Source organism: Bacillus sp. MMSF_3328 (assembly GCF_030733525.1).
Classification (GTDB): Bacteria; Bacillota; Bacilli; order Bacillales; family Cytobacillaceae; genus Bacillus_AB; species Bacillus_AB infantis.
Genome location: NZ_JASHIV010000009.1, coordinates 112,320 through 136,929 on the forward strand (window position 1 = coordinate 112,320; position 24,610 = coordinate 136,929).

A 24,610-nucleotide genomic window follows, 5' to 3' on the forward strand; every position below is an offset into this window, starting at 1 on the left:
GGATGATTCCTCCTGTTATCGTCTTCTGATTTTTTTGGATAAAATATTGCCGAAGCTTTGCAGCCCCTGGACCATAATGACCAGGATAGCGACTGTTATGAGCATGACCGTTGTATCAAAGCGCTGATAGCCATAGGTAATGGCCAAATCGCCAAGCCCTCCGCCGCCGACAGCCCCTGCCATGGCGGATGCTCCGACAAGTCCGACGGTTGCAATGGTCAGTGCCAGGACAAGTGAGCTGAGTGCTTCCGGTACGAGAAACTTAAAGATGATCTGTGCCGGAGTCGCTCCCATCGCTTCCGCCGCCTCGAGGACACCGGGATCAACCTCGAGGAGTGAGTTCTCGATTAACCTTGCAATATATGGGCCGGCATAGAATACTAGCGGTACGACAGCAGCCGCCGTTCCGATTGAGGTGCCTACTAAAAGGCGCGTCACCGGGATGATTGCGACCATCAGGATGATGAATGGAACAGAGCGGAATATGTTGATGATCCCATTCAGCACGTTAAAAACGGGCAGATTCTCCAGCAGATGGCCTTTTCTCGTAATAACCAGCAGGATGCCCAGCGGCAATCCGAGGATGGTTGAGAAAAGAAGCGAGAAAGCCACCATTTGAATGGTTTCGATGAGTGCTTCTATGATTTGCGTGTGATCAACTAGCATGTGCTTTCACTTCCTTGATTGAGACTTTTTCCTGATGAATATACATAAGCGCGCGCTGCACTTCCTGGTCGGTTCCCTGGAACTCGACAACAAGGTTTCCAAAAGGGATTCCCTGAAGCTCGGTTATATTCCCGAACAGCACGTTGATATCAATATCGAACTTCTTGGCAAGTCTGGAAAGCAGCGGCTGCCCGGCTGACTCGCCGACGAAATTGATCCGGAAGATCCTTTCCTTTCCATCGTTTTTCTCTACAAGCTGCTTTACAGAATCAGGGATTGAATCATTCATGACAGAGCTGACAAAGTTCTGGGCCGTCTGTGTTTTCGGCGCCGAGAATACATTGAACACTGACCCTTCTTCAATGATTTTTCCTGCCTCGATCACTGCCACCCTGTCGCAGATTTCCCTGATGACCGTCATTTCATGGGTAATGATCAGGATGGTGATGTTGTATTCTGCATTAATTTTTTTCAAAAGCTGAAGGATGCTGCTCGTCGTCTGTGGATCAAGGGCCGATGTCGCTTCATCGCACAGAAGAATCGATGGCTGTGTCGCAAGCGCCCTGGCAATCCCGACCCTTTGCTTCTGGCCGCCTGAAAGCTGATCCGGATATTTATCCGCTTTATCGGCAAGGCCGACAAACTCAAGCAGTTCAGCGACCCGTTTGCGGATCTGCTCTTTCGGCAGCTTTGCCAGTGTGAGCGGCATGGCTACATTGGCGAACACCGTTTTTGAGTTGAGCAGATTGAAATGCTGGAACACCATGCCGATATTCCGTTTAACTTCCCTCACCTCTTTGGGCGAAAGCGAGGTTAGATCATGGCCATCGACGATCACCTTGCCCGAGGTCGGCCTTTCGAGCAGATTCACACAGCGGATCAGCGAGCTTTTTCCCGCTCCGCTAAAGCCGATGACACCAAAAATTTCTCCTCTTTCTATTGCTAGATCAATCCCGTTGAGCGCGGCAACCTGCTGCCCGCCGCTTTCATACACCTTTCTGAGATCCTGAAATTCTATCATTTTGCTTCACCCTCCATATCAAATAAAAAACCCTCTTCTGAGAACAGAAGAGGGCATGTATCATCAGCATCCGCTCTTCTTATCTCCCAGGCTCACACCTGCTGGAATTGGCACAGTACTCATAAGAGTCCGCTGCCGAGGCTTCATTGGGCCAGTCCCTCTGCCTCTCTGGATAAGAAATTATGGTTTTCCTATAAAATTAATTGGTTTTAACACAATAGCTATGCAGCATCACGCACTTTTATTCCGGAAAACAAGAAAGCCCTCTTCAAAAAGAAGAGGGCAGAATAATAGGCGTTCGTCCTCTTCTTATCTTTCAGGCAATCTGCCTGCTGGAATTGGCACGGTTCATCAGTCCGCTGCCGAGGTGTCATAGGGCCAGTCCCTCTACCTCTCTGGATAAGAAGCTATCGTATTAAGTTTATTTGCTTGATTAATTGTTTTTTACTTTACACGCGTTTCAAAGTTCTGTCAAACCCTTTTTAAAATTTTTCGGATAAAAATTCTTATCCACAATTTTTGAAAACCCTTACTTAATTTTGGGGAGTTTTGAAAAAATAAAACTCCATCTGCTGTGGATAAAGGAGGTTTTCCACATTTTTCCTCCCCTTATCAACATTCTCCCCAGACTTCACACAAGAAGAGGGAGTTTACTCCTATATTTATGCCCGCTTGTCTATTGTATAATAGTGGAAAAGAGCAAATTGAACTGCATTCCGGGAGGGAGAATGGTTTTGATTGCAACAAACAGAGACTATCAATCTGAATTATTTGTGGACAAAGTTGAAGCAAAGAATCTCGAACTGGCTCTGAAGCATTCGGCAGACCTGATTTCAAGGCATACAAAAGAAGGCATCTTTTTATATGTTTCCCCATCCTGCAGCACCCTTTTGGGCTATTCACAAGAGGAACTGTACAAGGACTGCATTCTGGCCTACTGCCACCCCCAAGATAAAGAAATCCTCAAAAAAGAATTCCGCGGGCTATCCCCGGGCAGCAGCTCACGCATTTCATTCCGGTTCCGCCGCAAGGAAGGCGATTATATCTGGCTGGAGACCAGCATCAGCACACTCGGCGACGGCCAGGAAGCCATGTGCATATCAAGAGATATGACCGAGCGCGTCAATATGGAAGAAGAAAACATGGAAACCCAGGAAAAGTACCGTTTCCTTGTCGAATACAGCAGGGATACCATTGGCATGACAACCGAGAAAGGCATATGGACCTACATGAATGATGAAGGCAAGAAGGTGTTCGGCTTTACTTCAAGCAAGGAAATTATAGGCGCTTCTTTGTATGACTATGTATCACCTTCTGATCATGGCTATCTGAAGGATTTTTACCAGGCGAACCAGACTGTCTCTTTTGAATTGAATATCATCAGGAGTGACGGGAACACCCGGAAGGCCGCTATCCAGCTGATCCCCACCGTTTTTAAGAACCGGAAGCTTTTCCAGATCATCATCAAAGACGTCACAGGCCAGAAAAAGACCGAAGAAAAGCTTCATAATGCTGAAAAGCTCTCTGTCGTCGGGCAGCTTGCAGCAGGAATCGCCCATGAAATCAGAAATCCCCTTACCGCCATCAAAGGCTTTACCCAGCTTCTTACAGAGCGTAAAACAGAAAAATATGCAGATGTAATCCTTTCCGAGCTCGAACGGATTGAAGAAATCGTCAATGACCTCCTTGTCCTCGCCAAGCCTGTTGTGACAGAGGCTCAGGAAACCAATCTGGTGAATATAGTCAAGAGCGTCGTCACCCTTTTAAACACACAGGCGCTTATCTATAACATCATGATAGATGTAAAATACTCTCTATCTGAAATCAGCGTCCGCTGTGAAATCGATAAAATCAAGCAGGTGCTTATCAATGTGATCAAGAATTCAATTGAAGCCATGCCCCATGGCGGAAAAATCAGCATTGAGGTCAGGCAGGATAACAGCTTTGCGATGATCAGCGTGAAGGATGAAGGGATCGGCATTCCCGAGGAAAGGCTGCCGAAGCTCGGTGAACCGTTCTACAGCACGAAGGAAAAGGGGACAGGCCTGGGGCTCATGATCTGCAACCGGATCATTAAGAGCCACGGCGGGAATATATATATAACAAGCAAAGAAAATGAAGGAACCATCGTGAAACTACTGATTCCTGTGGTCTGATTGAAGCCTCCGGCGTTACTGCCCGGGGCTTTTTTGATTCTGCTCCAGCTTCTCGCTGCAGACCTTCTTGAAAACAATTGTACTTCTGTTTAAACAATAGTAAAAACTTCCCCTATATTGCCGATATAAAGCAGGATAATAGATATAGAAAATGGGAGTGTTTCAAGTGCTTTTTACGAAAACAGCAAAACCGAAATCGTTTGACCTTGAAAGCCTGATTCAGAAAGAATTGGAACATGCAGTACAGGAAACTGAATTTGATCAGGATTTAAAGCTTCAGATTGAAGTGATGGGCCTGACAAAAGAAGATTTGGCTATTTTGCGGGCAGTGCGCCCGATTGCCGAAAAGCATATCAGCGCCGTTTACAATAAACTTCTCACTTATGAACAAGAGGATGTCAGGAAAATAACCGATATTTCGAAAATTGGCGTGACTACAGAGATGAGCCAGCAGTATATCCTCAGTCTGTTCAATGGCATAGTTGACGGCGAATTCGTTGAACGCCGCAGAACAGCAGCAAAAGCTTATGTGCAGATCGGGGTGCAGATTCACTGGTATATGTCCATTTACCAGCTGCTTATGAAAAACATCTTGGAAATTGTCCTGCAGGAGCTGGAACTGTCATCGAAAGATCAAAGCCGCGTGACTTTTGCGATGGCGAAGATTTTCAATCTTGAAATCCAGCTATGCATTTCCATCATGCAGCAGACGATGGAAGCATTCTCAGCCGAAAGGGAGAATCAAGCGAAGGTCGAGCTGAAAAGCTATGTCGGGGAAATCGTTGAAAATTTGGCTGCCATGTCAGAGCAGACAGGCGCTTCTGTAGAACAGATTGTGCATCAGTCCCGTCAGATATCCGGCAATGCAAAAGATGGCGCCGCTTCTTCGACTGAAATGGAATCTCGTTCATCCAAAGGCCGCGACCAGCTGAATCGGGTTGTCGATAATATGCATGAGCTGAAAAGCAATGTGAATGAAATTACCAGCACCATCAGCAGCCTGGAAAAAACCTCGAACCAGATCGGCGAGATTGCCGGCGTGATTACAAGCATTGCAGACCAGACCAATCTGCTCGCCCTTAATGCTGCCATTGAGGCGGCCAGGGCAGGCGAGCATGGAAAGGGATTTGCCGTTGTTGCCGATGAAGTCAGAAAGCTGGCAGAACAGACAAAAGACTCATCCTCTAACATCACCTCACTGCTGAACAGCACAATCAGGCAGATTTCAGAGGTGATTTCGCAGATTGGCACCATTGATGGAATAGTCGTGAACGGGAATAAAGAGATCGAAAACACAGGAAATGTCTTCAAAGAAATCCTGTCGGCAAGCACAGAAAGCAAAGATAAAAGCCGCCAGATCGAAAAGGACATCGAACTTCTTACCGGCCTTCTTTCCGAAATCAGCAGTGCAGCTGCCAAATTATCCGATTCCGCTGAAGAACTAAGCTTAACAGTGGCTAATTTTTAAAAATGCAAAAGAGAAGCATAGGCATCACCGCTTCTCTTTTTTTATGTTGATAGCTTTCTGTTCACTGCACAAATTTAAATAGGGAACGGATGAGAAACCGGGACAGAAGGTATATCGGCTCTATCAGATCGATTGCAGCATCAATCGCTTCAAGCTTGTTATTCTTTTTCTTTTCTTTCTTCCGCTTTATTCTGAATTTCAAAATACCGCCCCCAGCCTTTATTTGTATATATTTTACAGCAATACGTTTACTTTGTCATTTCACAGCGAGCCAGATGGTCCAGCAATCCTGCTCCGTAATTTTCCCTGCATCTGTCAGCCTGCTTTCAATATGCTCCACGAGCTCTGCCAGCTCGCTGTCATTCAGCTCATGAAGGATGGAGCGCCCTGTCCTTTCAAGGAGATCATGGCGCAAACCGCTGATATCGCTGTACGTCTTCCTTACTTCCCATAAGGAAATCTCTTTGACGGATGAGAACCCTGCCTCCTCCAGCGCCGATTGTACAGCTGAACTGCTATATCTCCGGGATATCTCTTTCTCCGCCAACTCCGGGAATTTTTCAAAAAAGAACCCTCTGATATGTGTCCTGCTGCCAGGAAGCAGGCAGTCCTCCGGTGTCCGGTCCTGAATCAGGCAGAATCCGCCTGGGCGCAGCACCCGGAAGCATTCAGCAAAGGCGTCCGGAAGCCGGTCGAGATGATGGATGACAGCCCTTTCAAGCACCATATCATAAGCATCTCCCTCCAAAGTGGTTTCGTACGCATTTCCATGCACAAATTCTATTTGCGGATAACCATCTGAAGCCCGGTCTGCCGCCTCAAGCAGCTCCCGTGAGAAATCCAGTCCTGTCACATGTGAGGCTCCCATATCGGCCAGAGCTCTTGAGTAGATTCCCCCTCCACATCCAATGTCGAGAACACTTTTTCCCCTTAAATCAAACTCTTTCCCAACCGTTTTTATCCAAGTTGAGTCAGCTTTCCGGGAAGAATAGGCATCCTGATTCATTTTATCGTGAAAATTGATTGGCATTGGAATCCCCTCCTTATTAGTTTTATTATAAGGCAGGGTGATGAAAGGAAAAATATTGAAATTCCGATCGTATGTGATAGGTTTTGCTTATTCTTTTTCCAGGACCGTCAGCTGCACGCCTGGTTCAGGCTCCAGCTCACCTTTTTCTTTAAACCCGAAACTTATATACAATTGAAGGGCTGGCATATTCCCCTTCCCGGTCAGTACCCTCCATTTTCTGCCGGTAAATTCACTGGTTAAATGAGCAAGCAAACTCTTTGCAATCCCTCTCCGGAAAAACGATGGATGAACGGTCAAACGGCTGATGACCACCCAATTTTCATCCTCTTCATAAGCAAGAACGCCGGCCAGCCTGCCATCCAGGCACATTCCAACAAAACTTTCACGGGAGGCCATCAAGCTTTCAGCTGTATCAAACAGCTGCGGGATAGCATCAAAGCCTATAATCTCAGCTTCTATTTTATAGGCTGGGATCTGGATGCTTAAGACTGCCTTTGCAGTTTCAAAGTCTTTGATATTCAGGTGTATAATTTCTCTTACTGCCCCCATCTTCCCGCCTCCTTTTCATTTATCAAATCAGCCTAGCTGTTAATTTATTCAGCTGCTTTTCCAGCTCAGGGGCCGGTAGAGGCTTGCTGAAATAATAACCCTGCAGCTTGGAGTCACTGTTTTCCCTGATATATTTCAGCTGTTCCTCTGTTTCGATGCCTTCAGTTACACAGTCCAGCCCCAGTTCATTAAGGATTTTGTAGATTCCCGTCAGCAGTACAGTATCAAAGGCTTGGAAGGGAACCTTTTTGACAAAATTACGATCGATCTTTATTGTATCGACCGGGAGATCTTTAAGGAAGATCAGCGAGGAAGTACCGACCCCAAAATCATCAAGAGCTATTTTGACCTTCCTTTTCCGGAGGTCTTCGACAAATGGCAGCAGCTCTTTTTTATAATCGCTCACATCGCTTTCCGTAATCTCGATTTGCAGCAGCCCAGGCGTAAATTGGCTTTGTTTAAGAACCTCATCCAATTTTTCAACAAAGCGGCCGTCCTTCATTTGCGATTTGGATAGATTAATGGCCAAACCAAGCTCTTCAAGGCCGTCCATATGCCATTTACCAACCTGCTTAACAGCCTCCTCCAGTACCCAGGAGCCCATCCTATTAATAAGACCTGTTTCTTCAGCGATCGGAATAAATTTATCGGGGGAAATCAGGCCCTTAGCAGGGTGGTTCCAGCGAAGAAGGGCTTCAACACAGACGATATGTTCCCCCGCTTTATCCATAATAGGCTGATAATAAATTTCAAGCTCATTCCGTTCTACCGCATATTTCAGCTCATGCTCCAGCTCCAGGAGATTTTTGTAATAGCTGTCCGATGAGATATCCTCATAGAAAACATATTGGTTCTTGCCTGTGCTCTTAGCCTCATACATCGCAATATCGGCCTTTTGCAGAAGTGCGTCCAGAGCAGTTCCATCCAGCGGAGACACTGCAATACCGACACTGGCTGTTGTAAATGCCTTGTACTGAAATGTCTCATACTCCTTCCCAACCTGAGACAGAATTCTCCTGGCGATTCCTTCCAGCTCCGTCCTCTCGCTAGTGCCGACAAGCAGGGCAAATTCATCGCCTGCCAGCCTGGCAAAGAGGCCGTTCATTTCGTCTGCAAGCGCCTTTACTTTTTCTGCAATTTCCTTTAGAAATATATCGCCTGCCTGGTGGCCCAATGTATCATTGATCCGTTTAAATCCATCCAAATCAAAAAAGAATACAGCTTTCATGCCTTTCAAGCCCGTCAAGTAATGCTCAAACAGATAGGCCTGATTGGGAAGGCCGGTCAGCTGGTCTATATAAGCAAGATCCGTGATTTCCCGGTTCTTATCTTCAAGAGAGGCCAGTACCTTATTGATGGACTGCTCCAAATTTGTAATCTCATCCCTGTGCTTTGAACTGATGGGCAGCCTTAAGCCAGTATCCCGCCTCTCCTGTATTCCCCTTAAATCCTCTGACAGCCTGGCCACCCTTGAAAGGATGAAGCGGTCCAGCAGGGTAAGTGCCAGCACTAGCAGCAGACCGGAAAAAGCCAGGATATAATAGAAAATCTGCTTCAGGCTCACAAGTCTCTGCAAATAGAATTCCCGTTCCTGCAGAAGGCTGATCATATAGAGGTTAGCTCCCCCATAGTCTCTTAAATAATGTGCCCCCCTGATTGTTGTATCACTAAATGATTCTGTTTTCGGCTCTATACCCTTTATTTGCTCCACCTTGCGGAAAGACAGGGCCATGGAAAGCTCTTTTCCAACCTTGCTTATATAAGCCTGGTCCAAAAGCCTTCCCATGATTAAAAAGCCTGCCATAGGCCCGCTCCCGTTGCTTCGGTATACTGGCTGTAAGGAGAATAAGGCCAAGCCAAACTCTGTCTGTACGAAACCCTTATCTGCCTTCATATCATCAAAAGGATCGGAAAAGGCAGATGACAGCTGAATTGGAGCATTCCTGTTTAAATCATAGCCTCCCTGATAGATAGTCTTCCCCGATTGATCTTTGAAAAGAATAAAGTTCACAAAGTTATTTTCATAGGTTTCGGGCATTAAATTGATTTCGGGATAATCGCTGTATTGCCCCTGAAGGAAGTTATAGCTATCATCCCAAACGGCCCAATCCAGGTTCGTTCGATTTAAAGCATCCAAATCAGAGTCAAGATAGAATTCAATTCTATTTAGATCCTTTGAAACAGAACGTTTATCCATTGCATTGGCCTCTTTCAAAAGCATAGGTCCAATTACTAGCAGAATGCCTCCGAGAAATAAAGCGACCGCACTTCCTGCTACAATGAAAGTTTTTAGTATAAGTATCATATTAAGTAACTCCCGCATAAATGAAATTTTCCGATTACTGCATATATCGGCATTTTGCGGAATCATTTTAGAAGCTAGCAAATTAGGCCTATGATAATTGAATCCTTTTAAGCAGATTCTTCCAACCATCTCTTTATTAACAAATAATCGGGTATATTATAAATAACCCATTTTTTAATAGAAAGGCGGAATAACCATGAAAGAAACTTCTGGAATCCCTTATGACGGCATGCTGACGACCAATGAGATTAAAGATTTGCTCTCCATGTATATCACGCCTTTTCGGGACATGTGCATCAGAACATCAGAACAATCTGAGGTGAAAATCAGCAAAGGCCGCGCCATCAGCCTTATGCTAGACAAGCTGAGCAAGGTCCAGCTCAATGAACTCATCAACCAGCTTTACCTTATGCGCAAGAAGAGGCAGAATGAACTCTGTTATATTCAATATATTTTAATAGCCATTTTGGGCCGAGAACGCCAAACCGGGTAACCTGGCGCCAGTGACTTTTTCAAAGGTCTGCCGGGTATACGACGCCCATCTGTTTTCTGGCTTCATCCAGCATTTCCATGACCAGCAAGCTGTTCTGGAAAGTGTTAATATCTGATTCTGTTTCCCCCGCCTTTACGAGGCGGATAAATTCCTGGAGCTCATAGAAAAGGCTGTTATTATTCTGGGCAACAGAGATGATTTCAGGCTCCTGATTGCGCAGCTGCAGCTCCACTACATCCATTGTGGAAATCCGGTCTATTTTTATTGAGCCTTTTTCACCCTGTATTTCGGCCGGCAGGGAGGAATCGGTGATTTTTGAAAAAAGGACAGCCGCATCCATATTTTCATAGGTAAACACAATGCTTCCGGACGCATCTGATCCGGTTTCCAGCAGAAATCCGCTTGCCTGGAGGCTTTTCGGCTTACCGAAAAGAACCAGCATCGGAAAGATCGCATACACGCCGACATCCATTAAAGCGCCGTTCGACAGCTTCGGATCAAAGGCATTCGCCTGCCTTCCTGCCTTGTAATCTTCGTACCTGGAGTCATACTGGCAATAGTGGGCGAAATATTGCCTCACCTTCCCGATTCTCGGCAAATGCTCCCTGATCTGCTGGAAGTTCGGATAGAATGTCGTTTTCATCGCTTCCATGAACAGCACATGATGTTCTTTAGCAGTCTGGATCATCCTTTTCAGCTCAGCCGTATTTGAAGCTGCCGGCTTTTCACAAAGCACATGCTTCCCATTTCGCAAAAACAGCTCTGCCTGACCGCTGTGAAGCGAATTCGGGCTTGCAATATACACCGCATCAATCACTTCGCTTTTGGCCATATCCTCTAAATCTGTGAATATATGCTCTGCACCAAATTTCTCTGCGAACCTCTCGCCTTTATCCCGTGTTCTTGAATAGACTGCTGCCAGCTGAAAATCCTCCAGCTCTTTCCCGGCAAGAACTAATTTTTCCGTGATCCAGTTTGTACCGATGACGCCGAATTTGACCATGAGCAGGACACCCCTTTTCTTTTTTTGATAAACTAATTCCAGTGTATACCAGCAGGGAGAATGGAGTCTATGCAAAAAAGCCGGCTGCGTTAAAATTGCAGCCGGCTTTTGATTTGGCCATCAAACGGCCCGCTCATCTTTCTTCCATTCATCCTGCACAAACAGAATGCCGAGCTCATGATGGTCGCCTTCATATAATGCCTTCTGGACAAAGCGGATCTGTCCATTGACGTCGAATACTTCCAATTTGCAGTGGGCTCCGTTGCGCTGAAGGGCATTGTATAAATCATTTTCATCGTGAACCTTCAGTCCATTCACCTTTGAAACCAGTTCACCAGTTTTAAGGCCCATCGATTCTGCGGGCGTGCCAGGCTTCACTCCTAGAACAACAAGGCCCTCGTTCCTTCTCGAGAAAAAGAAAGACTGGTTCCGGTCATATACCTTTTGGCGGTATGTGATGAATTCCCTTCCGATCACAGCCAGTGCAGCAACCCCGATTGATGCCAGCGGGTACCAATAGCCTGCTGCCGAAAGCAGGAGTAGGATGATAGAGAAGACCAGCAGCCTTCTGCCTGTCCGCTTGGCAGCCGTATCCGGCAGCATGCCCTGAACCTGCTGAGAGAACCCAACTGAAAATGGAACTAAGATGATTGCATAAGAGCTGTCTCCTATGGAAAACAGCGGCCACCAGCCAAACAACCCAGAGATTGCATCACCAGGGATAAGCAAAAATAACGGAAGCAGCCAAAGCCTTTTCGTTTCATGGACACCGATGGTCTGTCCCCTCTTGCTTTTAATGAGCTTCGGAGACGTTGCCCGGCCGCCGTTCCGCAGAATTAGGTAAGCTTCACCAATCATCAGAAGAGCGAGCAGAGATGCACCTGCGGGGAACAGCATCTCCGCCGTCCAATTGCCTGTCCCTTTAATAAGCGGGATACTAAAGCCCCGGTCAATGATATAAATGCTTGCGAAAAATGCTGCGCCCACTGTGTAAGCCGGGGCAAGCAGCCGTACCTTTCCTGTCAGACTCCAAAGAATGGTGAATGCAGCTGTCAGCCACACAAGCTCTATCGGGATCACCATGCCGGTTCCCAGAGTAATCACGGAAAGAACCAGACCTGCTGCAAGTCCAGCAGGGATCAGCTGACGAAGCTCAAAGTAGGCATTTTCCACCCTGATATGAAAATTCTTGCGCTCTCGCTTCACTCTGGAAACCCCAAGCAGCGCCGCTAAAAAGAACAGATAATAAAACACGGGATTCAGCAAAAGCTTTCCCGCACCCTTTGCCAGCTCCAAAAGCCACTCCTGAATCAAATCCTCCCACCAACCTCTAGTATAAAAGTTTCTATTACTTCTATTCTATCAAAAAAACAGGGCAGCAGGCACCTGTTATATTCGATATGGCGAATATTACTGATGCCTGCTGCCCTTTAATAAATTCGACAAAAACCGGGAGGTGCCTGTCACCGCTCTGCGGTCACCTGCTGAGATAGCGGATAGCGGCCTGCAGCTGAATATCATTTTCTTCTTTCTTGGTTTCCGCGATGATAGCCTGCTCAAGCGCGGCAGCAGTTTTGCTGTCAACCTTGCCTGTTGCCTCCAGTCCCTGATGCTGCTGGAAGGCTTTGACCGCCGTTTCGGTCGCTTCACTGAAATAGCCGTCCTTCCGGCCTGGCGACAGCCCGAGCCCATCAAGCATGATCTGTGCATTTTTGACCTGCTCATTATTCATATCCAGCATAAGCGGCTTTTCCATATTAAGCGGGTGGGTATGGAAGATCTCCGGCTGGACGACTTCAATCGTCGGCTTGATCCCTTTCCTATGAATCCAATTTCCATCCGGAGTGAGCCATTTGAACAATGTCAGTTTAATATTGCTCCCATCTCCCATCGGGACTGGCTGCTGGACGGTCCCTTTCCCAAAGGTGGCTTCTCCGATGAGCGGATAGCCTGCCCCTTCCTCCAGTGCTCCAGCAAGAATTTCAGACGCAGATGCACTGCCTTTATCAATCAGAACGGCTACCGGATAGCCTTTTTCTTTATCAAGCTCTGAGAAATATCTTGTTTTATCTCCGTTTCTTTTTTGAATCTGAACATACGGCTTTTCTTTAGTAACAAGACCTTTCAGAATTTCCTCGACGCTTGACAGCAGTCCCCCCGGATTGCCGCGCACATCAATGATCAGTCCATCCAGTCCCTCTTTCTCAAGCTTTTTCAGCTCCCTGGTGAATTCCTTTGCTGTATCCTCTGAAAAAGTCGTAATTTCAATATGTCCGATTCTTTTATCGTTTTCTTCTTTCATTTCCGCATAGACAGTAATCTGCGGAATTTCATCTCTTTTCACCTTTACCGAAAGCGGCTCCTGAAGGCCCTGCCTCCGTATTTCCAGCATAACATTGGTTCCTTTTTCACCGCGGATTTTCAAGGTGGCTTCATATAAATCAAGGCCTTCAACGCTTTCGCCATCCACCTTCAGGATCTGGTCGTTCGGCTTCAGGCCGGCTTTTTCTGCTGGAGAATCTTTAAATGGAGATACAATGATCACCTTGCCATCTACCATGCTTACTTCCGCTCCGATCCCTTCAAACGATGACTCCAGTGTTTCATTGAATTGCCTGGCCGTTTCCTCGTTCATATATACCGAATAAGGATCATCCAATGTTGAAAGCATCCCCTGGATGGCCCCTTCTGCCAGCTGCTCTCCCTCTACCTTCTCTACATAGCTTCCGAGGATCAGCTCATACGCCTGGCCTACCTTCCCGAGCTCCTCGGGTGCTCCGCTGCCTGGATCTTCCTTGCCCTCCAGCCCGGCTTTAGGCTCAAGGCCGGCCTCTTTTTGCGAATGATAGAACCACTGCATCCCTGCATACGTTCCTCCCGATCCGGCCAGCAGTGATCCGGCCATAAAAAAAGCGATCACTCTTCGATTCATAGGTATCTTCCTTTCATAAGCCTGTTAAGCTTGATACTTCACTATATGAAAGATAGGGACAGGTTATGATGGAATCCACTTTCCCCTTAGATTTAAATCGCATTCTTTCCCTTTTTATTGGTATTCACCCCCACTAAAGGGTAAAATGGTAACGAAGTTTATGAATAACTTGCTGGCTGAAGGAGGAAAGGTTTTTGGAGGAGAAGACTAATAATGAGTATAAAATCGGGCAAACGACCATCCAATGGAATGAAAGCAGCGGTTCCCTTGATTTTGAAGGGGATGATGCTATTCTCCTTTGGACCAAAACAGCCCTGAAAACCTTTATGAATACAATTGAAGAAATAGCTGGAGACGATTCCGCCAGGCTCGTGCTTGAAACAGCAGGCTACAGGACCGGTGAGGATGTAAGCAGATTTTATAAAAGCACAGGCAAAAGTGTAGAAGCAATCATTGAATATCTTCCGCCGCTTTATAGCAGTGCCGGATGGGGGCAGGTGGAAATAACCGAATATTCCATGGATAAAAGAACGGCTGCACTCCGGCTGAAAAATGATTGGGAAGAAAGGGTCATCCGCGCCCAGGGAAAAAGCACGGCAGGAGCCTTCATTCCGGGCCACTGGGCAGGAGTGCTGTCAGGCCTTTTCGCTACAAGCATCTGGTATGAAATCACAGCGAGCACCTTTGAAGGAAGCACCTATACGGAAATCAGCTATTTCCCTTCTCAAATCACTCCAAAGGACAATATCCATGACAGCATCCGAAAGAAAGAGCAGCAGGCAATTCTCGAGCTGGAAAGAAAAGTCGATCAGCGTACAAGAGAATTGAGCGAGCTGGTGAATGATCTGTCTTCTCCGCTTATCCCCGTAATAGATGGCATTACAGTCCTTCCTTTAATGGGCAAATTTGAGGAGAACCGTTCATCACAGCTCATCGAAAAGGTTCTTTCCGGCCTTTTGCTTCATAAGCCCTCTACACTGATTGTGGATATTACGGGCATCAACTCAGTTGATGACTATATTCTGGAGCTAATAAATAATCTGACAAAAACAACCACCCTGATGGGGGTCAAGCCTTTCATTGTAGGCATCTCCCCGCAGATCAGCATCCAGCTGACCGAGCGGAATATCACGCTGAATGACCAGCACTGTTTTGCCACACTCAAGCATGCCATCAATGAGGCACTGAGCATAGAAGGGCTTGAGATTGCACCTGTAAAAAAGACTGACTGATCTTTTTGCAGATAAAAAAAAGGAAGAAGCATCTAAGCTTCTTCCTTTTTTATTACATCGGTACGATCCCGATCGGATTGATTGCATTGGATTTAGATGCGTTCCAAGGGCCTCTGTGCAGTTCGAAGTGCAGATGCTGTCCTTGTGAATCACCGGTGTTGCCCATGATCCCGATCTGTTGTCCTTTTGAGACAGTCGCTCCAGTGCCGATTGAGCGGCTGCTCATGTGAGCATATACTGTCGTGTAGACTTGTCCGTCAATGGAATGGGCGATGAATACAGCATTGCCATAGCTGCTGGAGAAATAAGATCTGATGACAACACCATCTGCAGCTGCTACGATTGGAACTGTCCCGCTCTTAGCAATATCAACACCCGCATGGAAGGTTCCCCAGCGCTGTCCAAGTCCTGATGTCACAACCCCTGCAGCAGGCTTCGTAAAGTTGCCTCCCGAAATCGAAGGTGCGGATGATACTGGGCCGCCGCCTCCACCGCCGCTATTGCTGCTATTACTACTACTACTACTACTTCCTGATGAGCTGTTTTTCTTGGCAGCCGCTGCTGCAGCCGCACGTCTTTGACGCTCAAGCTCAGCCTGCCTTGCCAATTCTGCCTGGTGCTTTTTCTCAAGCTCTATTGCCTGCTTGATGGCAGCTTCCTGGGCAGCAAGCAGTTCATTTTCTTCTTCAAGGTTCAGCTTTTCAGCATGCTTGTGTTCTTCCTGATTCTTTAAGCTGGCCATCAGCTTGTTCTTTTCAGCCTTCTGTGCATTCAGCTGCTTTTTCATGCTCTCAAGGTCGGTGCGCATCTTCTCCAGGGAAGAAAGCTCACTTTCCACCTTTGCCTGAGTCTCTTCAAGAAGCTTTTTGTCTGCCTCATGCTCGCGCAGGATATCCTGGTCTGCTTCCACAATCGTAGCGACTGCTCCTACACGGTCAATGAAGTCACTGAAGTTCTGTGCTCCCATCAGGACATCCAGATAGCTGACCATCCCGCCATTTTCCTGGAAGGAGCGGGCGCGGTCCTTCAGCATTTCGTTCCGCTTGTTGATGCGGTCAGTGATGACAACGATCTCTGCCTTAAGTTTCTCTATTTCTTCTTTCGTTGCTGCAATCTGCTCTGTTTTTTCCTTGATTTTCGTTTCTGTATCGGAGATGGACAGGCTCAGGCGCTCAATCTCCTTGCTCACCTGATCCTGCTCACCCTGAAGTCTATTAATCTCTGAATCTGCGCTGTTAATCTTGCTGTCATTACCGGAGCGCTGCTCCTGAATTTGATTTTTCTTGCTTTCCAGATCACTGATTTTGCTCGCTGATGCCTGGCTGGCAGGGATGCCTCCAAAGATGCTTCCCAGGCCGACTGCCGTGGCAACAGAAAACGCCGCTATTGATTTTTTCAAGTTCCGATTTCTCCTTTCCAATGGGGCCATATGTACGGGTTAGATCGTCTTCTATATGTTTTTGAAACTTTTCATACTATTCATACGTCTATTCTATGACGCATAAAGGGCCCGGAGTATGGTTCCCCCCTGCAGGGCCCTTCCATGCATCTTTTCTTTTATACTTATACTTTAAGGAATTTGCGGACACTCATCAGGCTGCCCCAGACTCCGATCAATGCTCCCATCAGAATGAGGAGTGCGGAAACCTGGTAGACAAATGGATTGAATTCCAGCAGCTGGATGAAATGGCCCTGAAGCCTTGGCGAGATATAATCATAGGCATAATTATAAGTGGTTGCAACCAGCACGATCGGCAGGATCGACCCCAGCACGCCCAGCCACAGCCCTTCAAGGAAGAACGGCCAGCGTATAAAGGCATTGGTCGCCCCTACCAGCTTCATAATCTCAATTTCTCTTCTTCTTGCTACAATTGTAATTTTAATCGTATTCGAGATCAGGAACATGGCGGTGAACAGAAGGCCCACTACCAGGACAAGACCGACATTCCGGCTTGTATTGATAAAGCCGAACAGCTTCTCAACCTGTCCCTGTCCGTATTTAACCTTTGTGGCATACTGCAGCTTCTCGATCTTTTCTGCCGTCTTCATTGTATCTTCCGGGTTTTTCGTTTTTACGATAAATACATCGTTCAGCGGATTGTCCTGTTCAAAAAGTTTGAAGGCCTGGCCTTCATCTCCAAGACTATCTATCAGATTGGTCAATTCTTCTTCCTTGGCTGAATATTCGACACTCCCCACTTCGGGTATCTGTTCAATCTTACTCCGTAAAACCTGCTGATCCTGCTCATTTGCAGCAATATCGATGTGAACGCGGATTTCCACGTCCTCTTCAATGGTTGTAGCCACTTGATTAAGATTCATCATAATAACGAAAAACACACCTACCAGGATGAGAGTGACCGTTACCGCACTGGCGGAGGCAAAAGTCATCCATCCGTTCCGGCCGAGGCTCTTGAAACTCTCCCTGATGTGACGGCGAAGGGTTCTAGCTTTCATAACCGTAATCTCCCCTTTGCTCATCACGTATGATTTTTCCGCCTTCAATGGCAATTACGCGATGCTTGATTGTATTAACGATTTCTTTGTTGTGAGTCGCCATCACGACTGTAGTGCCCCTCGTATTGATCTCATCAAAGATATTCATGATCTCCCATGAGGTATCGGGATCAAGGTTCCCGGTAGGCTCGTCGGCGATGACTACCTTCGGCGAATTTACAATGGAGCGGGCAATGGATACTCGCTGCTGCTCTCCGCCTGACAATTCAGTCGGCAGCATGCGCGCCTTATGCTTCAAATTGACCAGCTCAAGGGTTTCCATAACCTGTTTTTTAATATATTTTGGCTGCTCCTCGATAACTTCAAGGGCAAATGCGACATTCTCGTAAACTGTCAAAGTAGGAAGCAGCTTGAAATCCTGGAATACAACGCCGATGTTTCGGCGGAGCAGCGGAACTTTGTTAGGCCTCAGCTTTTCAAGATTCACGCCATTTATCGTAATTGTGCCGGATGTGGGCCTCTCTTCCCTGTACATCATCTTGATGAAGGTCGATTTGCCGGCTCCGCTCGGACCTACAACATATACAAACTCTCCTTGCTTGATGCGTACGTCTATCCCGTTGGCAGCAGTTACTCCGTTGGAATACTTCTTATATACGTCTTGCATTTCGATCATTTATATCACCTGTAGTTTAGTGTTAAGAATAGAATTAACTTTTCGCTAGAAATCGACAGCAATTCGACAACAGTGTTTATTAAATCGTGACAAAATTAAACACAAAACTACTAAAAGCAGCTTGTTCGTATTCTCACTCAACCCATTATAACATCATACTTTGTCAAAATAACGGAAAAAAATATTACAGTTTCTTTTCATTTGTATAAAAAACGGTTCTTTTTACCCAAAAACGGGTATCGTAATTTGTTAAAATACGACAAAAACATTGGAAAAACCTTCATATTTATAAATTAAAAAAACCGCCATCCTACTAAAGTAGGATGAAACGGTTTCTCCCTCTTACTTCTTAGCTGCCAGCCATTCTGCCACCGCAGCGGCATCCTCGCCTTCAAGAAGCCTTGGCGGCATGGCACCTTTACCTTCTGCAATCGTCTTTTCAATTTCTTCCTGGGAAAGCTGTGATCCGATCTTCTCAAGGCTCGGCCCAACCCCGCCCTGCAGATTGTCGCCATGGCAGCTTGAGCATTTCTGGGTGAACATTTTTTGCGGATCGCCCGCTCCTGCCGATTCACTGCCTTCATTCGCTTCTTCCCCGCCGCCGCACGCAGCAAGGACTAAGGAAGCTCCCATAAAAATCATCATCAATTTCTTCTTCATTATAAATACCTCCTATATCCGGATCATTTCCGGACATCTGCAAGCCTAGGCACGTTTGAAGCCTTCGCCGAGCACTTCAGATGCATCCATTACTATAATAAACGCTTGAGGATCTATGGTCTTGACGAGTTGTTTCAATTTAGTGAACTCCGTCTGATCAACAACACACATCAGGATAGGGCGTTCATGGTCGGTATATCCGCCATATGCTGATAGTTTTGTCACTCCGCGGTCAATTTTATTCAAGATGCCTTCCCTGACAGCTGCCTGATTGTCCGTAATGATCATGGCCATTTTCGAACGGCTGAAGCCGACCTGGATTAAATCGATCGTCTTGGTTGTCACGTAAAGGGCAATAAGTGCATACAAACCTCTTTCAATATCAAATATGACCGCTGCAGAAAGGACGATCAATCCATCAATGATGGCCACACATGTCCCAAGGGTCAGCCCTGTATATTTATTGATGATCTGGGCCGCAAGATCAGTGCCTCCCGTTGAAGCCTTCCCGCGGAATACAATCCCAAGCCCAAGTCCGACCCCGATTCCGCCGAACAGGGCGCCAAGAAGCGGATCCTGTGTCCATGGGTCTGCATGGCTCGTCAAAAAAACAACAAGCGGCAGGAATATGGTTCCCGCTAAGGTCTTTGCCCCAAACTGCCTGCCCAAGAATATCAGCCCTGCGATGAACAGCGGAATATTAAAAGCCCACTGCACATAAGCCGGCTCCCAGCCAACCAATGCGTCCAATATCGTACTGATCCCGCTCACTCCGCCGGAAGCAATCCGGTTCGGCAGCAAAAACACATTGAACGCCACCGCCACAATCCCGGATCCCACCAGCACAAACAAATACTCAAGCGCCCACTCCGCCCCAGGGTTATATGTACTTCCTCTCTTTCTCTTGCTCACTTGCATCCTGCTCCTTTATTGGTGACAGGCACCTCCCGTTATTTGTCGAAAGTTTCCTGTTTACTTTTTTTCTTCCATGGGCTTTTCATAGCCGAAAGTGAGTATAGCATGTTGAAAAAAGGCTGTAAATGCCAATAAAGTGACGTATTAAAGGAGTGGAGCGGAAGTGTATGGGAACAGCGGAATCCAGAAAAACTAAACCAATGCTTTCTTTAGTTTTTATCTTTTTTACAAAAATATACAAAATGGATTTCCGAATACAGAAAAGTGGTATAATGTCGAAAAGGAGGTGAAAAAACATGGAGAAGTCACTCGAACAAATCCTGGTCATCATGCAGGAGCAGATAGTGGATCTTGGGTCACAGATGAACAGCCGGTTTGATGCAATGGAGAAAAGGCTCGACGGGATGGATGAAAGATTTGACGGTGTGGATAAAAGATTTGATATTGTTGATAAAAGGCTCGGTGGTGTGGATAAAAGGCTCGATGGTGTGGATAAAAGGTTTGATGCTGTTGATAAAAGATTTGACGCTGTTGATAAAAGGTTTGATGCTGCGGATGAAAGGTTTGATGCTGTTAATAAAAGGCTCGATACTATGGATGAAAGGTTTGACAATCTGACAACCGAAATGAGAAGCCATTTCAAACAGATAGAAACAAAGCTTGATAATCATGAAAAGCTGTATCTGGTGGTTTCCAATGAATTGAACGCAGCGAAAATTGATATTGAATACTTAAGCAAGAAAACCGGTGTCCATGATAAAGAAATCAATCAACTGAAAAAGACGATAAAAGTATAGAAAGCTCCTTACATTCCTCATGACAGGCCCCCACACATAATCCGCATAAAAAAAGCCTTTGCCATTTCCGGCAAAGGCTTTTCCTTCAATATTATAAGCTTAGTCTTGAACGCAGATAAGCATTGATGAACGGATCGAGATCGCCGTCCATTACGCCCTGGACGTTTCCGGATTCCGTGCTTGTGCGGTGGTCCTTGACCATGCTGTACGGGTGGAATACGTAGGAGCGGATCTGGCTGCCCCAGCCGATTTCCTTCTGCTCGCCGCGGATTTCCAGCAGCTCCTGCTCCTGCTCTTCAATTTTTTTCTGATAGAGCTTAGCCTGGAGCATTTTCATGGCACGCTCACGGTTCTTAATCTGGGAGCGCTCGGTCTGGCATGTTACCACGACATTTGTCGGCAAGTGGGTGATCCGGACCGCTGAGTCGGTTGTATTGATATGCTGTCCGCCGGCGCCGCTTGCCCGGTACGTATCGATTTTCAGGTCTTCTGTACGGATATCGATTTCGATTTCATCATTGAACTCCGGCATAACCTCACATGAAACGAAAGAAGTATGGCGGCGGCCTGAAGAATCGAACGGCGAAATCCGGACAAGGCGGTGGACGCCTTTTTCAGCCTTCAGATAGCCGTAGGCATTATGCCCTTTGATCGCGAGTGTTACGCTTTTGATTCCTGCCTCATCACCTGGCAGATAATCAAGGGTCTCAACCTTGAAGCCTTTTTTCTCTGCCCAGCGTGTATACATGCGCAGCAGCATGGAGCCCCAGTCCTGGGATTCCGTACCGCCCGCTCCCGGGTGGAGTTCAAGGATGGCATTGTTTTTATCATATTCCTCACTAAGCAAAAGCTGCAGCTCGAATTGCGCAAGGCGCTTTGTCAGCTCAGTCAGCTCTTCGGCAAGCTCATTCTGGAGATCCTCGTCGCTTTCTTCCTTCACAAGCTCATAAGTGAGCTCCAGGTTTTCAAATGTTTCATACAGGTCATGGAATTCATGGACCTGATCTTTCAGGGCATTCGACTCGCTGATAACAACCTGCGCCGCTTTCTGGTCATCCCAGAAATTCGGGTGCAGCATTTCTTCATCAAGCTCGGCGATGCGCGCCTCTTTGTTTTCTAAGTCAAAGAGACCCCCTAAAGTCCGCTAATACCTTAGCTGTTCTCTCTAACTCATTGCGAATGTCTGCTAATTCCATTCCAGTCACCTCTAAATAGTTTTTTTACAGTGTATCAGGAAAAAGAGAGCAGGCAAAGCTGATCGAGCTTTACCGGCCCTCTTCTGTTCTTATGCTTAAGCTTCTTTACCGCAGCAGTTTTTGTACTTTTTCCCGCTTCCGCAGATGCAGCTGTCATTGCGTCCGACATCCAATTGCTTTACAGCCGGCTTTTTCTTTACTTTACCGCCCTCATTTTCCTTGGGGTTGACCGCCTGGCCTTTGGCCACTTCTTCACGCTGAAGGTTGTTGCGGATTTCCGCTTTCATGATGTACTTGGCCACATCTTCTTCAATGCTGGCAATCATGTTCTCGAACATCGCAAAGCCTTCATGCTGGTATTCGCGCAGCGGATCAATCTGGCCGTAGGCGCGAAGATGGATGCCCTGGCGAAGCTGGTCCATTGCATCGATATGGTCGATCCACTTAGAATCAACCGCACGGAGCACAACAACTTTTTCGAACTCGCGCATCTGGTCTTCAGCAAGAATTTCTTCTTTTTCATCATAGCGCTCTTTTACCTTCGCATAGATGGTTTCAAAGATTTCCTCTGTATCCTTGCCGCGCAGGTCATTGACAGTGAGGTCGCCTTCATTGAGAAGGTTGCCGTTCACATAGTCAAGCAGGCCATCCAGATTCCAGTTCTCTTCATCCTCAACAGCAGGGGCAAAAGCCTCGACATTGCGCTGCAGGGCAGCCTGGATCATCTTCTCAGCAATTTCGCGGAGGTTTTCAGACTCAAGCACCTCATTGCGCTGTGCATAAAGGATTTCACGCTGCTGGCGCAATACATCATCATATGACAGAAGCTGCTTACGGGCATCAAAGTTATTGCCCTCCACGCGTTTCTGCGCAGATTCAACCGCTCTTGATACCATCTTGCTCTGGATCGGCTGGCTGTCATCCATGCCAAGGCGCTCCATCATTGATTTCATATTGTCTGATCCGAAGCGGCGCATCAATTCATCTTCCATAGAAAGATAGAACTGCGTCACACCCGGATCTCCCTGGCGTCCGGAACGTCCGCGGAGCTGGTTATCAATCCGGCGGCTTTCATGCCTTTCCGTACCGATGACCGCAAGTCCGCCGACTTCCTTCACGCCTTCCCCAAGCTTGATGTCAGTACCGCGCCCCGCCATATTCGTGGCGATGGTAACAGAGCCTTTTTCACCGGCATGGGCAATGATTTCCGCTTCGCGCTCATGGTTTTTCGCATTCAGGACATCGTGGCGGATGCCTTTTTTCGTCAGATATTTAGAAATGATTTCAGACGTCTCGATGGCCACCGTACCAACGAGCACCGGCTGGCCTTTCTGGTTGCGCTCGGCGATATCCTCGACCACCGCACGGAACTTGCCGTCCATGCTCGCATAAATGAGATCGGCACGGTCGTCACGGGCAATCGGCCTGTTCGTCGGGATGACCGTTACATACATATTGTAAATATTGCGGAATTCCTCTTCCTCTGTCTTCGCTGTACCCGTCATACCGGCCAGCTTTTCGTACATACGGAAATAGTTCTGGAAAGTAATTGTCGCAAGCGTCATGCTCTCGTTCTGGATTTCCAGGCCTTCCTTTGCTTCGATCGCCTGGTGGAGACCGTCGCTGTAGCGGCGCCCTTTCATCAAGCGGCCTGTGAACTGGTCAACGATGACAATCTCGCCGTCCTGGACGACATAATCAACATCAAGATGCATGCTCGCATGCGCCTTCAAGGCCTGTGTGATATGATGGTTGATCGCCACATGGGAAATGTCGAACAGATTCTCGATGCCGAAAGCCTTCTCTGCCTTCGTCATCCCGTCCTCTGTCAGCTGGACTCCCTTGGTTTTTTCATCATATGTGTAGTCGTCTTCTTTTTTCAGGTTGCGGACAAACGCATTTGCCTGGATATAAAGCTGGGCAGACTTCTGCGCAGACCCGGAAATGATGAGCGGTGTACGCGCCTCATCGATCAGGATGCTGTCGACTTCATCGATTACGGCATAATACAGCGGGCGCTGGACCTTCTGCTCTTTATAAAGGACCATATTGTCGCGCAGATAGTCAAAGCCAAGCTCATTATTCGTGCCGTAAGTGATATCAGCCGCATAGGCAGCCTGCTTTTCTTCTTTTGAAAGTCCGTTCAGGTTCAATCCGACAGTGAGGCCCAAAAATTCATAAAGACGTCCCATCTCAGTCGCGTCACGGCTGGCCAGGTATTCATTGACCGTTACAACGTGTACGCCTTTTCCTGCCAGTGCATTCAAGTATACCGGCATGGTTGCTGTCAGCGTTTTACCTTCACCGGTTTTCATCTCGGAAATATTCCCCTCATGAAGGGACACGCCCCCCATCAGCTGGACCGGATAAGGATAAAGGCCAAGCACACGCTTAGCTGCCTCACGGACAACTGCAAATGCTTCGACAAGAATATCATCAAGCGTCTCGCCTTTTTCCAGGCGCATCTTGAACTCAGCCGTCTTGTCGCGCAGCTGATCATCAGTCAATTTATCTATAGTGGAAGCCAGGGCATCAATCTGCTCCGCCTTCTTTGACAGTTTCTTCAAATCGCGTTTATTTTGATCGAACACTTTGTTTAAAATCCCAAGCATCAAAAACGCTCCTTTATATTGGATATGGGCTCGTCAATTGGCCTCAGAGCTTTTTATGAAAAAATAAACAGCAGCCTCTATGGCAACTGCCGCTCCTGTACCTTTCGCTATCACAGCAGCTATCTCCTCCTGCAAAAAATCACAGGTTTCCTCCTTAATTCTACCACTTCCTCTATAGAGTGACAACAATTGTGAGAAAGTGCACGAAGCATGCTGTTCTGGCTGGGCGAGAGGATGGGTTTAGAGGTGTAGATGAATTTAATTAATGGTAATTTGCTTGCAAAGGCCTCTCAGACATTATATATTTGACTGCTAGTGAGTTGCGCAGCCAATGGGCATGCTTATGGTGATGGTTTTTGAGAAATTTCACCCCAAATTTAGCCGCACCGCCGCGGATTATTCCCGGTTTGGTAAGTTTTCTACCCAAAAGTGATTTTTTTCA

General features: G+C 47.0%; 21 protein-coding genes, 1 pseudogene and 2 riboswitches. Of the genes and pseudogenes, 6 read left to right on the forward strand and 16 right to left on the reverse strand.

Features of this window, described 5'->3' with window-relative positions; translation table 11 throughout:
* Window positions 1–15: 15 nt before the first annotated feature.
* Entirely contained in the window at window positions 16–666 is a 651-nt protein-coding gene (locus tag RBB45_RS15750; protein ID WP_009793027.1) for a methionine ABC transporter permease, read from the reverse strand.
* Entirely contained in the window at window positions 656–1,687 is a 1,032-nt protein-coding gene (locus RBB45_RS15755) for a methionine ABC transporter ATP-binding protein (protein WP_224949649.1), read from the reverse strand. The genes RBB45_RS15750 and RBB45_RS15755 overlap by 11 nt, the downstream gene beginning before the upstream one ends.
* Before the next feature lie 76 nt (window positions 1,688–1,763).
* A riboswitch (SAM riboswitch) is annotated at window positions 1,764–1,866 on the reverse strand.
* A 127-nt stretch (window positions 1,867–1,993) separates the two neighbouring features.
* Window positions 1,994–2,093: riboswitch (SAM riboswitch) on the reverse strand.
* Window positions 2,094–2,415: 322 nt separating this feature from the next.
* On the opposite strand from RBB45_RS15755, the gene RBB45_RS15760 reads away from it, so the two are divergent.
* The 3 genes and pseudogenes from RBB45_RS15760 (at window position 2,416) to RBB45_RS26335 (ending at window position 5,311) form a co-directional block, all read left to right on the forward strand.
* Window positions 2,416–3,843: a PAS domain-containing sensor histidine kinase gene (locus RBB45_RS15760; RefSeq protein WP_022544390.1), complete on the forward strand. Its 1,428-nt coding sequence runs from the start codon at window positions 2,416–2,418 to the stop codon at window positions 3,841–3,843.
* 151 nt (window positions 3,844–3,994) lie between these two features.
* Window positions 3,995–4,549: pseudogene (locus tag RBB45_RS26330) on the forward strand (protoglobin family protein); the annotation flags it as partial.
* 243 nt (window positions 4,550–4,792) lie between these two features.
* The gene (locus RBB45_RS26335) at window positions 4,793–5,311 is read left to right on the forward strand and encodes a methyl-accepting chemotaxis protein (RefSeq protein WP_371931603.1); all 519 of its coding nucleotides are present in this window, start codon (window positions 4,793–4,795) and stop codon (window positions 5,309–5,311) included.
* A 61-nt stretch (window positions 5,312–5,372) separates the two neighbouring features.
* On the opposite strand, the gene RBB45_RS15770 is transcribed toward RBB45_RS26335, so the two are convergent.
* The 4 genes from RBB45_RS15770 to RBB45_RS15785 form a co-directional block, all read right to left on the reverse strand.
* Window positions 5,373–5,513, reverse strand: a complete 141-nt coding sequence (locus RBB45_RS15770; protein ID WP_306009907.1) for a hypothetical protein — start codon at window positions 5,511–5,513, stop codon at window positions 5,373–5,375.
* Window positions 5,514–5,567: 54 nt separating this feature from the next.
* Window positions 5,568–6,341, reverse strand: a complete 774-nt coding sequence (locus RBB45_RS15775; protein ID WP_306009908.1) for a class I SAM-dependent methyltransferase — start codon at window positions 6,339–6,341, stop codon at window positions 5,568–5,570.
* Window positions 6,342–6,428: 87 nt separating this feature from the next.
* Window positions 6,429–6,890 carry a GNAT family N-acetyltransferase gene (locus RBB45_RS15780; RefSeq protein ID WP_306009909.1) on the reverse strand — a complete coding sequence of 154 codons (462 nt, stop codon included), beginning with the start codon at window positions 6,888–6,890 and terminating at the stop codon, window positions 6,429–6,431.
* Window positions 6,891–6,912: 22 nt separating this feature from the next.
* Window positions 6,913–9,195: a bifunctional diguanylate cyclase/phosphodiesterase gene (locus RBB45_RS15785; protein WP_306009910.1), complete on the reverse strand. Its 2,283-nt coding sequence runs from the start codon at window positions 9,193–9,195 to the stop codon at window positions 6,913–6,915.
* A gap of 196 nt (window positions 9,196–9,391) precedes the next feature.
* On the opposite strand from RBB45_RS15785, the gene RBB45_RS15790 reads away from it, so the two are divergent.
* Window positions 9,392–9,688, forward strand: coding sequence for a hypothetical protein (locus RBB45_RS15790; protein WP_148974053.1), 297 nt, complete (start codon window positions 9,392–9,394; stop codon window positions 9,686–9,688).
* Between the two features lie 19 nt (window positions 9,689–9,707).
* Here RBB45_RS15790 and RBB45_RS15795 read toward each other — a convergent pair whose 3' ends face one another.
* The 3 genes from RBB45_RS15795 to RBB45_RS15805 all read right to left on the reverse strand — a co-directional run bounded on the left by RBB45_RS15795 (window position 9,708) and on the right by RBB45_RS15805 (window position 13,623).
* Window positions 9,708–10,691 carry a Gfo/Idh/MocA family protein gene (locus tag RBB45_RS15795; protein WP_224949643.1) on the reverse strand — a complete coding sequence of 328 codons (984 nt, stop codon included), beginning with the start codon at window positions 10,689–10,691 and terminating at the stop codon, window positions 9,708–9,710.
* Window positions 10,692–10,811: 120 nt separating this feature from the next.
* Window positions 10,812–12,005, reverse strand: a complete 1,194-nt coding sequence (locus RBB45_RS15800) for a PDZ domain-containing protein (protein WP_224949641.1) — start codon at window positions 12,003–12,005, stop codon at window positions 10,812–10,814.
* Between the two features lie 163 nt (window positions 12,006–12,168).
* The gene (locus RBB45_RS15805; RefSeq protein WP_306009911.1) at window positions 12,169–13,623 is read right to left on the reverse strand and encodes a S41 family peptidase; all 1,455 of its coding nucleotides are present in this window, start codon (window positions 13,621–13,623) and stop codon (window positions 12,169–12,171) included.
* Window positions 13,624–13,817: 194 nt separating this feature from the next.
* Here RBB45_RS15805 and RBB45_RS15810 point away from each other — a divergent pair, with 194 nt between their 5' ends.
* Complete coding sequence (locus RBB45_RS15810; protein ID WP_129613341.1) at window positions 13,818–14,855, forward strand: STAS domain-containing protein; 1,038 nt, start codon at window positions 13,818–13,820, stop codon at window positions 14,853–14,855.
* A gap of 52 nt (window positions 14,856–14,907) precedes the next feature.
* On the opposite strand, the gene RBB45_RS15815 is transcribed toward RBB45_RS15810, so the two are convergent.
* From RBB45_RS15815 to RBB45_RS15835, 5 genes are all read right to left on the reverse strand, one after another.
* Complete coding sequence (locus tag RBB45_RS15815) at window positions 14,908–16,254, reverse strand: murein hydrolase activator EnvC family protein (protein WP_306009912.1); 1,347 nt, start codon at window positions 16,252–16,254, stop codon at window positions 14,908–14,910.
* Window positions 16,255–16,418: 164 nt separating this feature from the next.
* Window positions 16,419–17,312 (reverse strand): permease-like cell division protein FtsX, encoded by an 894-nt coding sequence (gene ftsX / locus RBB45_RS15820; protein ID WP_022544394.1) that lies wholly within the window; start codon window positions 17,310–17,312, stop codon window positions 16,419–16,421.
* A complete protein-coding gene (ftsE, locus tag RBB45_RS15825; RefSeq protein WP_022544395.1) occupies window positions 17,302–17,988 on the reverse strand; it encodes a cell division ATP-binding protein FtsE in 687 nt (228 codons plus the stop codon). Before ftsE ends, ftsX begins: the two co-directional genes overlap by 11 nt.
* Window positions 17,989–18,330: 342 nt before the next feature.
* Window positions 18,331–18,648: a cytochrome c551 gene (gene cccB / locus RBB45_RS15830; protein ID WP_009793010.1), complete on the reverse strand. Its 318-nt coding sequence runs from the start codon at window positions 18,646–18,648 to the stop codon at window positions 18,331–18,333.
* A 45-nt stretch (window positions 18,649–18,693) separates the two neighbouring features.
* Window positions 18,694–19,566 (reverse strand): YitT family protein, encoded by an 873-nt coding sequence (locus tag RBB45_RS15835; protein WP_009793009.1) that lies wholly within the window; start codon window positions 19,564–19,566, stop codon window positions 18,694–18,696.
* A gap of 293 nt (window positions 19,567–19,859) precedes the next feature.
* Between RBB45_RS15835 and RBB45_RS15840 the strand changes: the two genes are divergently transcribed.
* The gene (locus tag RBB45_RS15840; RefSeq protein ID WP_224949633.1) at window positions 19,860–20,360 is read left to right on the forward strand and encodes a hypothetical protein; all 501 of its coding nucleotides are present in this window, start codon (window positions 19,860–19,862) and stop codon (window positions 20,358–20,360) included.
* 91 nt (window positions 20,361–20,451) lie between these two features.
* Here the strand turns inward: RBB45_RS15840 and prfB are convergent.
* Together prfB and secA are read right to left on the reverse strand one after the other, a co-directional pair.
* A protein-coding gene (prfB, locus tag RBB45_RS15845) for a peptide chain release factor 2 (RefSeq protein WP_101549396.1) occupies window positions 20,452–21,556 on the reverse strand; the annotation gives its coding sequence in 2 pieces (ribosomal slippage) (window positions 20,452–21,483 and window positions 21,485–21,556; 1,104 coding nt in all).
* Between the two features lie 95 nt (window positions 21,557–21,651).
* Complete coding sequence (secA, locus tag RBB45_RS15850; RefSeq protein WP_094768492.1) at window positions 21,652–24,168, reverse strand: preprotein translocase subunit SecA; 2,517 nt, start codon at window positions 24,166–24,168, stop codon at window positions 21,652–21,654.
* Between the last annotated feature and the right edge of the window lie 442 nt (window positions 24,169–24,610).